This window comes from Photorhabdus viridis (assembly GCF_040256935.1).
GTDB lineage: Bacteria > Pseudomonadota > Gammaproteobacteria > Enterobacterales > Enterobacteriaceae > Photorhabdus > Photorhabdus viridis.
The window spans coordinates 1-12,403 of sequence record NZ_JBEJZY010000022.1 but is presented as its reverse complement, the minus strand read 5'-3'; the positions used below and the strand labels follow the sequence as shown (position 1 = coordinate 12,403).

At 45.5% G+C, this 12,403-nt stretch carries 14 protein-coding genes; 5 read left to right on the top strand and 9 right to left on the bottom strand.

Annotation, left to right across the window (positions count from 1 at the left end; translation table 11 throughout):
• Nucleotides 1-9: 9 nt before the first annotated feature.
• From nfuA to glpD, 5 genes are all read left to right on the top strand, one after another.
• Nucleotides 10-585, top strand: coding sequence for a Fe-S biogenesis protein NfuA (gene nfuA, locus ABR397_RS11090; RefSeq protein ID WP_046974698.1), 576 nt, complete (start codon nt 10-12; stop codon nt 583-585).
• A 101-nt stretch (nt 586-686) separates the two neighbouring features.
• A complete protein-coding gene (gene glpE, locus ABR397_RS11085) occupies nt 687-1,025 on the top strand; it encodes a thiosulfate sulfurtransferase GlpE (RefSeq protein ID WP_350305808.1) in 339 nt (112 codons plus the stop codon).
• A gap of 9 nt (nt 1,026-1,034) precedes the next feature.
• Nucleotides 1,035-1,889: a rhomboid family intramembrane serine protease GlpG gene (glpG, locus tag ABR397_RS11080; RefSeq protein ID WP_350305807.1), complete on the top strand. Its 855-nt coding sequence runs from the start codon at nt 1,035-1,037 to the stop codon at nt 1,887-1,889.
• 18 nt (nt 1,890-1,907) lie between these two features.
• Nucleotides 1,908-2,666, top strand: coding sequence for a DeoR/GlpR family transcriptional regulator (locus tag ABR397_RS11075; protein WP_350305806.1), 759 nt, complete (start codon nt 1,908-1,910; stop codon nt 2,664-2,666).
• Between the two features lie 241 nt (nt 2,667-2,907).
• Nucleotides 2,908-4,401: a glycerol-3-phosphate dehydrogenase gene (glpD, locus tag ABR397_RS11070; RefSeq protein WP_350305805.1), complete on the top strand. Its 1,494-nt coding sequence runs from the start codon at nt 2,908-2,910 to the stop codon at nt 4,399-4,401.
• Between the two features lie 355 nt (nt 4,402-4,756).
• Here the strand turns inward: glpD and ABR397_RS11065 are convergent, their stop codons facing one another.
• From ABR397_RS11065 to ABR397_RS11025, 9 genes are all read right to left on the bottom strand, one after another.
• A complete protein-coding gene (locus ABR397_RS11065; protein ID WP_350305804.1) occupies nt 4,757-5,155 on the bottom strand; it encodes a type II toxin-antitoxin system VapC family toxin in 399 nt (132 codons plus the stop codon).
• On the bottom strand, nt 5,152-5,385 hold the full coding sequence (locus ABR397_RS11060) for a ribbon-helix-helix protein, CopG family (RefSeq protein ID WP_350305803.1): 234 nt from the start codon (nt 5,383-5,385) through the stop codon (nt 5,152-5,154). The genes ABR397_RS11065 and ABR397_RS11060 overlap by 4 nt, the downstream gene beginning before the upstream one ends.
• Before the next feature lie 292 nt (nt 5,386-5,677).
• Entirely contained in the window at nt 5,678-5,827 is a 150-nt protein-coding gene (locus ABR397_RS11055) for a hypothetical protein (protein WP_350305802.1), read from the bottom strand.
• A 109-nt stretch (nt 5,828-5,936) separates the two neighbouring features.
• Entirely contained in the window at nt 5,937-6,566 is a 630-nt protein-coding gene (locus ABR397_RS11050) for a bifunctional 4-hydroxy-2-oxoglutarate aldolase/2-dehydro-3-deoxy-phosphogluconate aldolase (protein ID WP_350305801.1), read from the bottom strand.
• Between the two features lie 17 nt (nt 6,567-6,583).
• A complete protein-coding gene (locus ABR397_RS11045; protein WP_350305800.1) occupies nt 6,584-7,528 on the bottom strand; it encodes a sugar kinase in 945 nt (314 codons plus the stop codon).
• On the bottom strand, nt 7,525-8,949 hold the full coding sequence (gene uxaC / locus ABR397_RS11040) for a glucuronate isomerase (RefSeq protein WP_350305799.1): 1,425 nt from the start codon (nt 8,947-8,949) through the stop codon (nt 7,525-7,527). Before uxaC ends, ABR397_RS11045 begins: the two co-directional genes overlap by 4 nt.
• Nucleotides 8,950-8,969: 20 nt before the next feature.
• Nucleotides 8,970-10,427: a fructuronate reductase gene (locus ABR397_RS11035; protein ID WP_350305798.1), complete on the bottom strand. Its 1,458-nt coding sequence runs from the start codon at nt 10,425-10,427 to the stop codon at nt 8,970-8,972.
• Between the two features lie 37 nt (nt 10,428-10,464).
• Nucleotides 10,465-11,766: a TRAP transporter large permease gene (locus ABR397_RS11030; RefSeq protein WP_350305797.1), complete on the bottom strand. Its 1,302-nt coding sequence runs from the start codon at nt 11,764-11,766 to the stop codon at nt 10,465-10,467.
• A gap of 27 nt (nt 11,767-11,793) precedes the next feature.
• Nucleotides 11,794-12,267, bottom strand: a complete 474-nt coding sequence (locus tag ABR397_RS11025) for a TRAP transporter small permease (protein ID WP_350305796.1) — start codon at nt 12,265-12,267, stop codon at nt 11,794-11,796.
• Nucleotides 12,268-12,403: the final 136 nt, after the last annotated feature.

Sequence of the window (12,403 nt, the reverse complement as noted above, 5' to 3'; positions counted from 1 at the left end):
GCAAATGATATGATTAATATTACTGAAGCAGCGCAAACTCATTTTGCCAAATTACTGGCAAACCAAGAACCTGGTACTCAAATCCGCGTATTTGTCATCAATCCGGGCACACCTACCGCAGAATGCGGTGTGTCTTACTGCCCGCCTGACGCTGTTGAAGCAACAGATACTGAGCTGAAATTTGAGAAACTGTCCGCTTACGTTGACGAGCTGAGTGCGCCGTTCCTTGAAGAAGCAGAAATCGATTTTGTCACTGATCAATTAGGCTCTCAACTAACACTAAAAGCCCCTAACGCCAAAATGCGCAAAGTTTCTGATGATTCTCCACTGATCGAACGGGTGGAATATGTCTTACAGTCACAAATTAACCCACAATTAGCGGGTCACGGCGGCCGCGTCAGCCTGATGGAAATCACTGATGAGGGCTTTGCTATCCTTCAGTTCGGCGGCGGTTGTAATGGTTGTTCAATGGTCGATGTCACCTTGAAAGAAGGAATTGAAAAAGAGTTGCTGAACATGTTCCCGGAATTAAAAGGTGTAAGAGACTTAACTGAGCATCAACGCGGTGAACACTCTTATTACTGACAACTGACTTTCCCGTTCGGATAACCGTCGGGAAAATGTCACTACAATAATAATCTAATGGGATAATCTCTAAGTTCTAAGGAGTAATTCAGAATATATATATGGAACATTTTCAAACAATCAGCCCTGAGCAGGCTTATCAACATTGGCAAGATAAATCCGCCATTATGGTGGATATTCGCGATCCACAAAGTTTCCGGGGCGGTCATGCATCCGGGGCCTTTCATTTAACCAATGACACATTAAATGAATTTATGTTGCAGACCAATTTCGAGCAACCTGTCATGGTCATGTGTTACCACGGTCACAGCAGCCAGAGCGCCGCTCAGTATTTACTGAACATGGGTTTTGAAGTGGTTTACAGCATTAATGGCGGCTTTGAAGCCTGGCAGAGAGACTATCCTCAAACTGTTGATTCCTCATTACATAATCTGGCATAACAACACCTCATGATCCGCGTAATAGCTATTTCAAACCCGCGCCTGGCGCAAGCTTTTATCGATTATATGGCAACCCATCAAGTACATCTGACCATGCGTCCGGGTCACGATGGGCAGCACGTAGAATTGTGGCTGGAAGATGACACTAAACTCACCATCGTTCAACAAGAGCTGGAACAATTTACCCGAGATCCGCTGAACGAACGTTACCAGGCGGCCAGCTGGCAATCCGGCGATGTGAATCACTCATTGAAATACCATAACAACCTGAATTGGCAATATTTGAGTCGTCAGGCTGGCCCGCTGACCATGACAGTTCTGATCCTGAATATCGCCGTTTATCTCTGGATGCAATTCTCTGGGGATTATCAGGTTATGTCCTGGCTGGCCTGGCCTGACAACAGTCAACATCTGGAGCTATGGCGTTGGGTTACTCACGGTTTACTGCATTTCTCACTATTGCATATCATCTTTAATCTGATGTGGTGGTGGTATCTTGGCGGACAAACAGAAAAGCGCCTTGGTACAGGAAAGCTGTTTGTTATCACTATCGTTTCCGCTGTTTTCAGTGGCTGGGGACAATCATTATTCAGTGGTTCTCATTTTGGCGGTCTTTCCGGTGTTGTTTACGCTTTAATTAGTTATGTCTGGTTAACCGGCGAACGTGCACCCGAGCGCGGCATTGGCGTTCCCCGCGGTTTGATGGCTTTTTCGATCCTCTGGCTGATTATTGGCTACTTCGACACGTTTGGACTCGCTATTGCCAACGCGGCCCATTTTTCCGGTTTAATTATCGGCTTACTGATGGCGCTGTGGGATAACCGTCATACCTTCAAAAATAACACTCACAACCGGCATTTTTAAGAATATTAGGGGACTATCGTGAAGCAAACTCAACGGCATGATGCAATAGTTGAGCTGGTACGTCTTCAGGGCTATGTCAGTACTGAAGAGTTGGTTGAACACTTTAATGTCAGCCCCCAGACTATCCGCCGTGATTTGAACGACCTGGCAGACAAAAACAAAATACAGCGACATCACGGCGGTGCCGCATTGCCATCAAGTTCAGTCAATACCGCTTATCATGACCGCAAAAGCATGTGGTCAGAAGAAAAAGCCCGTATTGCCCAACGTGTTGCCAGCCATATCCCAGACGGCGCAACACTGTTTATTGATATCGGCACGACACCGGAAGCCGTCGCCCACGCACTGCTAAATCATAAAAATCTGCGGATTGTCACTAACAACCTCAACGTCGCTACCTTATTGATGACAAAGGAAGACTTCCGTTTAATCCTGGCGGGTGGGGAGATTCGTACCCGTGATGGGGGGATTATCGGTGAAGCTACACTGGATTTTATCTCCCAGTTTCGGCTCGATTACGGCATTCTCGGCATCAGTGGTATCGATATGGATGGCTCACTGCTGGAGTTTGATTACCATGAAGTACGCATTAAACGCGCGATTATCGAAAATTCCCGTTGCGTCATGCTGGTGACTGACCATTCTAAATTTGGTCGCAACGCTATGGTCAATCTGGGTAACATGAATCTCATTGATTACTTATTTACTGACCAACTTCCCCCACCGGGCATCCAAAAAGTGATTGAACAACATAATGTTCAGCTCGAACTCTGCTGATCATTTCTCTCTTATGGGGATAACTCTATCCCCAGCTCTCTCTTCTCATTCCACGGAATACTATCTTTAATAGCCTTCTAATTAATGCCATATAAATCATGCTAGTACGATAATATTTGTTACCTATATCACGCGAATATATTTTTTCTTAGTTATATAGTTGGCTATTAAGCAATTTCTGATTACAATTGTGAGCGAAAACGAACATTAAAGAACTATTTCGAACATTTTAGGGGGATGCATGGAAACCAAAGACTTGATTGTGATCGGTGGCGGGATCAACGGCGCCGGTATCGCGGCAGATGCCGCTGGCCGGGGACTCTCTGTTCTGCTGCTGGAAGCGCAAGACTTAGCTAAAGCCACTTCATCCGCCAGTTCAAAGCTGATCCACGGTGGCCTGCGCTATCTGGAACATTATGAATTCCGTTTGGTCAGCGAAGCGCTGGCAGAACGTGAAGTTTTATTGAATCTCGCACCACACATCGCTTTCCCAATGCGTTTTCGTCTGCCGCACCAGCCACACCTGCGCCCGGCATGGATGATCCGCATTGGTCTGTTCCTTTATGACAATTTAGGCAAGCGTGTCAGCCTGCCGAGCAGTAGAGGGCTAAAATTCGGCGCTAATTCCGTTCTGAAGCCAGAATTAGTCCGTGGCTTTGAATATTCCGACTGCTGGGTTGATGACGCTCGTTTAGTTGTCCTTAACGCTCAGGAAGTCAAAAAACACGGTGGGGAAGTCCGTACACGAACAAAAGTTACCCGTGCATGGCGTGAACAAGATGGCTGGATGGTTGAAGCCGAAGATCTGCGGACAGGTAAAACCCATACCTGGCGTGCAAAAGGTCTGGTTAACGCCACTGGTCCTTGGGTTAAAGAATTCTTTGACGATGGTCTGAAACTGAAATCACCTTATGGTATTCGTCTGATCAAAGGCAGCCATATTGTGGTACCAAGAGTGCATGATGAGCCGCAAGCTTATATTCTGCAAAACGAAGATAATCGTATTATATTTGTGATTCCTTGGATGGATGAGTTCTCCATTATCGGAACAACCGATGTGGAATATAACGGCGATCCAAAAGAGGTGAAAATTGACGATCAAGAGATAAACTATCTATTGGAAGTCTATAACAATCACTTTAAGAAGCAAATTAGCCGTGAAGATATTGTCTGGACCTATTCCGGCGTACGCCCACTGTGTGATGACGAATCTGATTCACCTCAGGCAATTACCCGTGACTATACACTCGATATTCATGATGAGCAGGGCAAAGCGCCATTGCTGTCTATATTCGGCGGTAAATTGACCACTTACCGTAAGCTGGCAGAACACGCAATGGAGAAGATGATTCAATACTATCCAAATGCCGGGGAAGCCTGGACTAAAAATGGTCAATTACCGGGCGGTAATCTGGAAGGCTGCGATCGCGACGGTTACGCCCGCTTACTGCGTAAACGTTACAACTGGTTGCCAGAAGGCATTGCCGTGCGCTATGCCCGTACTTACGGCAGCAATAGTGAACTGATTCTGCAAGGTGCCAACAGTCTAGCTGATCTGGGTGAATTCTTCGGCCAAGGTCTATATGAAGCAGAACTTTGTTATTTGGTTAACAATGAGTGGGTTGTTGAACTGGATGATGCAATTTGGCGCCGTACCAAATTGGGTATGTGGCTGAATGAAGAGCAGAAACAGCGCATTGCAGTATGGCTAGCAGAGAATGCGAAGCTATTGTGAACAAAAATTAAATTGACGTAAACTTCAGGCGCAAAATATATACTGCGCCTGTTCTTGTTCTCTATTTATGCTCACCCAAGTTGCAACTAAAAATATCTCAGATGGATAAATATAATTTTATTACTTATTATTCCAGTAACCATTAATACAAAAAATATAGAAATTCTATTATTAAATATTAAAATTCAGAGTAATCATTAAATTAATAAAAATAAACTAATAATATATTGAAAGAATAATTTCCACTCCATAGAATGGACGATTTAGCCAACGAACAACAGTATTATTTACCGAAACAAAAAATATCCGAGGAAACTTATCAGGCATTTTATATCACGAAGAATATATAAAAGTGTTAACCTATTTTTGAGCCGGACAGATCGTAAGGAAGAATAACCCCATCACCATCTTTAAAATCTTTAGGGTTTCTGGTAATCAATAACCGCCCATTTTTTTGAGCTGTCGCCCAGATTATTGCATCAGGGAGCTTTATTTTTTTCTCATGTCGGATAATTACCGCACGTTCTGCTACGTCACTTGTGACATTAAGAATCTCAAAACCATCCAAAAAGATTCTTGTTGCGTTTTCTTTGTCCTTATCCAGCTTCTTAGCTCCCACCATAACCTCCATCCATGTTATGCAACTAATAGCTGGGTTATTCCCATATTTTCTTAATATTTCGGCAGCTTGTTCATATCCATTTAAATAGTCAATCAATATATTAGTATCGAATAGCGACTTCATAGCAATCATTGCCATTCCTCGCGTAAATTATTTTGATATTCCAATCCATCTAACTTTTTATCTCCCCATAAACCAAAAGCACTATTATTCTGTTCTGAAATATTAGCATCAAGATAAGCATCTATTGCTTTTCGAATCTGCGCGGCACGTGACTTATCAGGAGAACGCTCCTTTAAAACTTCAAGCTTTCTAATCATTTCTTCCGGCAGATCTATATTGATTCTTACCATAGCAACCATATTTATTTCCCCCTGTCACACATCAGATATACACATCATATACCTCATCAGTTCAATTGTCTATTTTTCAACCTGAAGAATTATCACAAAAATTAAACAACAGATTTCAAGTTGCAGCGCGGCGGCAAGTGAACGCAGCCAACAAAGCAGCAACTTGAAAGATGAAGGGTATAATAACCCTGGGCCAGATTGACCTAGACTATTATCAGCAAAGGGACATTCAAATTAAAGCATATTTAAACAATCGAAAGTCATTACGTACAAATAATCATGGAGGTTTTAAGGCTCTTTCTCATGACGTATACGCCATAGCACTGTAACTTGGCCAAAAATCGCGGGGCAATTCGCCTTTGCCGTCTCTGCCATTGGCTAATTTGAATTCAACTTCGCTGGTTTCAACCAATGTTTGGAGATCGAGTATTTCCTGTAGGGTTACGCCCATCGAATTATTTCCTTACTGCCCGTCTATTCTGTTTCTAATCTACCAAGCTTACCAAATAGCTGAGAAAAAAACCGAGGTGCAGGTCGTTGGAAGTTTAGCCATTTAGTGACTAAACATTCACCCAATCTACCGCCTCACGGGTCAGACGACCAATTTCCTGCCAATTCTGACTATCCACCAGCGCTTTACTCACCATCCATGAGCCGCCACACGCCACAATACGCGGTACTGCAAGATAATCACGGACATTCTTCAGCCCGATACCTCCGGTAGGAATAATCTGGAGTTCAGTATAAGGAGCCAGTATCGCTTTAATCATCAGCAAACCACCGGAAGGCTCTGCCGGGAAGAATTTCAACAGTTTCAGCCCTAATTCCATTGCACCTTCAATAACACTTGGGTTATTCACACCCGGAATAATGGGAATATTCAGTTCCTGACAGGCTTTGACGGTATTTGGATTAAAACCCGGAGAAACAATAAAAGTCGCTCCCGCTTCCTTGGCCGCAACCACTTGCTCACGATTCAGAACGGTTCCTGCGCCAATCAGCATATCCGGCCGAGCTGCTTTTAGCAGACGAATCGCTGCCACCGCCGCCGTAGAACGGAAAGTAATTTCTGCTACCGGCAAGCCATTGTCAGCCAGCGCGTTACCCAGCGGAATAATGTCTTCCGCACGATCAACCGCAATCACAGGAACAATTTTTAGCTGGCGTAACTGCTCAATCATTTGTTTCATCGTTTTTTCTCCTGCCCTTAAAAGAAGCTGTCTGTTATCGTTTTGGTGGCGCTGATTGGAATAATCGCCCCTTTATGCTGAATAACGATACCCGCAAGACCATGCCCCATTTTTACCGCTTGTTGTACTGAGCAATCGGTCAGATATCCGGCCAAAAACCCGGCGTTAAAAGCATCTCCCGCCGCCGTGGTATCGACCACTTTATCAACCGGATCGGTTGGGATCTGCTCAATCGGCGTACCTTGCACCAAATTCTGATAATAGCAACCGGCGGCACCCACTTTAACAATAGCTTCTTTAACCCCTGACCATTTGAGGCGAGTCATGATTTCTGTCACTGATTTATCACCCCACAAATTGCCTTCATCGTCATCTGTCACCAAAGCTAATGCAGTGAAAGAGAGCAATTTCTGATAACAGGCTTGGGTTTCTGCCACACTTTCCCATAATGTCGGACGGTAATTGCTGTCAAAAACCACTGTTTTTCCTTGCGCAGCCAGTGCAGCCAATTGATTCAGTAATATTTCACGATCATCGGCAGGCAAGATAGCCAGGCTGATGCCACTGAGATAAATAGCATCCATCCGCTGCAACGATTGAATAATAGAAAAGAAATCAGGATGGCGAACCATATAACGAGCGGCGGAATCATTACGCCAGTACAGAAAAGTGCGTTCTCCCTGCCCATCAAGCTGAATCAGATACAACCCTGGCTGATGAGCAGGATCACGCAACACCAGATGCGTATGAATGCCCTCATTTTGCCAACATTTGATCATGCCTTCGCTGAGTGAGTCCATTCCCAGCGCAGTAACAAAATTCACAGCAATCTTTTGCTGACTTGCCCGTGCTAAGTAAACCGCACTATTCAGCGCATCACCACCAAAAGTCTGATGCATAGTGCCGAAAGGCGCACCATTAAGTTCAATCATACATTCCCCAAGAAATGCAATCCGCTTCATTGGTTTTCTCCCGGCAAGGCAAAATAACAGCGGGCATTATTAAAGCAAATATTCTCGACCATCTGCCCTAACATTGCTCTGTTATGAGGAATTTCTCCATTTTCTGCCCATTGGCCCAATAAGTTACAAAGAATCCGACGAAAGTATTCATGTCGTGTATATGAAAGGAAGCTACGGGAATCGGTCAACATGCCGACAAACTGACTCAACAGCCCAAGTTGGGAAAGTTGTTCAAGCTGGCGCAACATGCCATCTTTCTGATCATTGAACCACCAGCCCGAACCAAACTGCACTTTACCGGCAACACCGCCCCCCTGAAAGTTGCCTGCCATCGTGGCAATCACTTCGTTATCTCGTGGATTCAGGCAATAGAGAATTGTTTTCGGCAATTCGTCTGTTACATCCATGCTATCCAGCAAGCGGGATAACGACCAAGCGATATTGTTATCACCAATGGAATCAAAGCCACTATCCGCACCAAGCAGACGAAACATGCGGGTATTGTTGTTACGGATAGCGCCAATATGCATCTGCATGACCCAACCACGAGCTGCATATTGACACCCAAGCCACACCAGAACCGCCGTTGTGTACTGCGCAATTTCGAGTTCAGAGAGAATATCGCCTGTCAGCCGTTTTTGCAGGATTTTATCCAATACAGCTTCATCAGGAACCGCTGTATAGCGCAGATTCTCTATGCCGTGATCAGCAGCCCGACAACCATGCGCGGCAAAATGATCAAGACGGCGCTCCAGCGCGTGCAACACATCAGCAAAAGCAGAGATCGACACATCAGCCACCGCCTCAAGCTGTTTGATGTAATCCGTGAAACCCGCCAGTTCGATTTTAAATACGCGGTCAGGACGCCAACTGGGTAATACTTCGATATCGAAATTGTCATCTGCGGCGATTTGACGGTGATATTCCAGAGAATCCACCGGATCATCCGTTGTTCCAACCATGCGCACATTCATTTGCTGCATAATGCCACGAGTTGAAAATTCCGGTGTCGCCAGCTTTTCATTGCATTGATGCCAGATTTCATCCGCAGTTTCCGGCCCGAATAATTTCCCGGCGATACCAAATGGACGACGTAATTCCAGATGAGTCCAGTGATAAAGCGGATTCCCCAACGTCAGTGGCACTGTTTTCACCCATGCCTGATATTTTTCATAATCACTGGTTTGTTTGCCGGTAATCAGTGATTCATCAACCCCCGCAGAACGCATTGCCCGCCATTTATAGTGATCCCCTTCAAGCCAAATTTGACCGAGGTTATCAAACCGGCGATTTTCGGCAATTTCACGCGGGTTAAGATGGCAATGATAGTCATAAATCGGCATAGCTGCGGCGTATTCATGATATAGCTGACGGGCGGTTTCATTGTTCAGAAGAAAATCTTCACACATAAAATTTTTCATGTCTTTTTCCTGCGCCCAGATCAGCGTGTCGCCACAACGCGACGTGCGCCGTAGTCTAATAATTGTTGGTAAGCGTCACTCACTACCCGGACAAAATGCGGGTTGGCTGACAATGGGTTACCAAAAACAGCCAACAATGCGGGAACCACACCAACAGATAATCCATGTTGCCGATAAATAGCGTTAAATTGGTCAACCAACGGATCATGTACATCAATCCATTCGCCTTGCTCATCTTTACCGCTGATATAACGCATCCAGCCAGCAATGCCCAAGGCCAGATGCCAATAATCGCTGCCATTCGCCAGATGATGAGTGATAGAATCAAGCATACGTTGGGGTAATTTTTGGCTGCCATCCATTGCTATCTGCCAGGTCTGGTGCTTAAGTCTGGCGTTACTGAAACGCTCAATAAGCAGGTGCGCATATTGGCAAAGATCCGTTCCTGCCGGCATCGTCAGAGTTGGAGCCTGCTCTTTCAGCATCAGATCCAAAACGGCTTGCCTGTAATCGGGATTCGCTATTGCGTCAGCAATATGCGCATATCCTCCCAAATAGCCCAGATAAGCCAAGAATGAGTGGCTGCCGTTGAGCATTCGCAATTTCATGGTTTCAAAAGGCGCCACATCTTCAACAAATTGTGCTCCTGCCACATCCCAGTTTGGGCGGCCACTCACAAAATTATCTTCAATCACCCACTGGCGGAAAGGCTCACAGGCAATTGCGCATGGGTCATAAACACCCAATTGTTCAGCTATTTCCTCCAGTGATTCTGGCGTAGTCGCTGGAACAATGCGGTCAACCATAGTGCATGGGAAAGCCACATTCCGATCAATCCACTGCGCCAGTTTTTCATCTCGTAAACGGGCAAAACCGATCACCGCTTCACGGGTAACTTTGCCATTCTCTCTGACGTTATCGCAGGACATCACCGTCAACGGCGATAAGCCACGTTCATAGCGTAAGCGAAGCGCTTCAACAATATATCCAATAGCCGATTTGGGCGCGGCTGGATTAACTAAATCCTGTTGAATCAACGCATTATTTATATCCAATTTGCCACTGGCAGCATCGGTACAATAGCCTTTCTCGGTAATTGTCAGCGAGATAATCGCCACCTGCGGCTGTGCCATAGTTTCCAAAATACCTTGCTGACCAACCAATTCAGGGTGTAAAGCATCGATCATCGAGCCGATAATTTTCAGCTCTGTTTGTTCTGCCCCTTTTTCCGCAATGGTACACAAGCAATCTTGATCTTTAAGTTGCTGAATCAGCGTCTGACCGGAGAACAAACTGACTTCACAAATCCCCCAGTTACTGCCAGTTTTTTCCAGCATGTGATGAGTAAAAACTGCCTGATGCGCCCGATGAAAAGCGCCACATCCCAGATGAACAATGCGGGTAACCAGTTTCTGGCGATCATAAGCAGGAAAAGAAGCAACAGGACTGATTTCACCGTTGGCTATATTACGGATCATGGAATAATTCCTTTAACGACGCAGATTATCTGAATAATCAATAACTCAGTAACATTTGAGGCAACCACAAGCTCAGTTGTGGCATAAAAGTCACCAGCATCAGAGCGATAATCAAAGCACAGTACATGGGCACCAACGGTCTCAGGATCTTATTAATGCTGACCTCACCGATAGAGCAGCCAACAAACAGCGCACTACCCACCGGTGGCGTACAGATACCAATAGCCAGGTTGAAAGTCATAATGATACCGAAGTGTACCGGGTCAACCCCCATATTCTGTGCCACCGGCAGGAAAATCGGGGTAAAAATCAGAATCGCCGGGGTCATATCCATAAAGGTCCCGACCAGCAACAAAATAAGATTAATAACCAACAGAATAACCAGTGGGTTTTCAGAAACCGCCGTCAATGCATCAGCGATTAAATAGGGCAAATCAGCATTCGCCATTGCCCAAGACATTCCCATTGAGGCACCAATTAGCAACAGAACAATGGAGGTGGTCACAGCAGAATCGAGAATGATTTTTGGCAGTTTAGTGATACTGACTTCACGATAAATCAGTATTGCTAAAATAAAGCTGTATAACACAGCTATCGCCGAAGCCTCTGTCGCGGTAAAAATACCGGCAATGATACCGCCCATAATGACCACAACCAGCATCAGAGAAGGCAAGGCGCGAACCAGGGTAGTAAAAAACTCGTTCCATGTCGGCTTTGGCGATACCGGATAATTACGGCGCCTGGCAATAATCGCCGCCACAATCATCAGAGATACCCCCATCAGAATGCCGGGAACATACCCTGCCAGAAACAGGGCGGCAATGGATGTACCACCAGAAACCAGTGAATAAACAATCAAGGTATTACTGGGCGGGATCAACAAACCCGCAGGACAGGAAGCAATGTTGACAGCGGCAGAATATTCCGGCTCATAGCCCTCTTTTCTCTGCATTGGCGCCATCGTTCCACCGACTGCCGCAGCTGATGCCACCGCTGAACCTGAAATCGCCCCGAAAAACATGTTCGCCATAATATTGACGTGAACCAAAGAGCCAGGCAAACGGCCACCAATGACTTTTGCCAGATTAATCAGCCGGGCAGCGATCCCTCCCTGATTCATAATATTTCCCGCCAGAATAAAAAACGGGATCGCCAATAAAGAGAAGTTATCAACACCCGCCGCCATACGTTGAGCGACAACGGTAATTGCCGCCTCCATTGGCAGAGTCATCATAATTGCCAGTAATGACGACAAACTAATCGCAAAGGATACCGGTACACCAAGTGCTAACAGCACAGCAAAGCTACCAAACAACGCTAAAACCACTTGCCAATCCATAAGCTCCCCCTCTTTTGTCTGGTGATGTTAATGACTTGCAGAAACCGCGGTGTCTTTACCTGAAAAATTCTGAATCAGAGAAACAATGTCTGCCAGTACATAGAAAATCATCAGCACTCCACTGATTGGCAAACATAAATAGACATATCCCATCTGTAGCCCTAGCGCCGGTGTAATTTGCCCGGTTTCAAGCGTTGAGATAGCCAGTACCGATCCGCCATACACCAGTACGACCGCAGCAAACAACGCTATCGCCGCCTGTATCACCAAACCCACAATATTTTTACCTATCCCCTTAAGTTTCATCATTAACAGGTCGATAGCTAAGTGACGGTGTTGACCTGTGGTATATGCCGCGCCAATCATGGCGACCCACATAAACAGATAACGGGCAAGCTCATCCGTTACCGTACTCGGCGTACCAAGCACATAGCGGGAAACCACCTGCCATGTGACACAAAACACCAAAAAAGTGGAAAGGCAGATGGTAAAAAATGCCAAACCTTTATTGATGCAATCCACAAGGTAATGAGATGGTCGCCCTCACCCTGTTAGCGATATATTGACAGCGTGTGATTTATTTTTTTAAGAGGCCATCATCATGAACACTATCGCACTGATTGGTATCGATCTCGGC

Coding starts and splice junctions, on each gene's coding strand:
- glpD (WP_350305805.1), top strand. CDS start 2,908: ATGGAAACCAAAGACTTGATTGTGATCGGTGGCGGGATCAACGGCGCC.
- glpE (WP_350305808.1), top strand. CDS start 687: ATGGAACATTTTCAAACAATCAGCCCTGAGCAGGCTTATCAACATTGG.
- ABR397_RS11045 (WP_350305800.1), bottom strand. CDS start 7,528: ATGAAGCGGATTGCATTTCTTGGGGAATGTATGATTGAACTTAATGGT.
- ABR397_RS11065 (WP_350305804.1), bottom strand. CDS start 5,155: ATGATTGCTATGAAGTCGCTATTCGATACTAATATATTGATTGACTAT.
- ABR397_RS11055 (WP_350305802.1), bottom strand. CDS start 5,827: ATGGGCGTAACCCTACAGGAAATACTCGATCTCCAAACATTGGTTGAA.
- nfuA (WP_046974698.1), top strand. CDS start 10: ATGATTAATATTACTGAAGCAGCGCAAACTCATTTTGCCAAATTACTG.
- uxaC (WP_350305799.1), bottom strand. CDS start 8,949: ATGAAAAATTTTATGTGTGAAGATTTTCTTCTGAACAATGAAACCGCC.
- ABR397_RS11035 (WP_350305798.1), bottom strand. CDS start 10,427: ATGATCCGTAATATAGCCAACGGTGAAATCAGTCCTGTTGCTTCTTTT.
- ABR397_RS11060 (WP_350305803.1), bottom strand. CDS start 5,385: ATGGTTGCTATGGTAAGAATCAATATAGATCTGCCGGAAGAAATGATT.
- ABR397_RS11030 (WP_350305797.1), bottom strand. CDS start 11,766: ATGGATTGGCAAGTGGTTTTAGCGTTGTTTGGTAGCTTTGCTGTGCTG.
- glpG (WP_350305807.1), top strand. CDS start 1,035: ATGATCCGCGTAATAGCTATTTCAAACCCGCGCCTGGCGCAAGCTTTT.
- ABR397_RS11050 (WP_350305801.1), bottom strand. CDS start 6,566: ATGAAACAAATGATTGAGCAGTTACGCCAGCTAAAAATTGTTCCTGTG.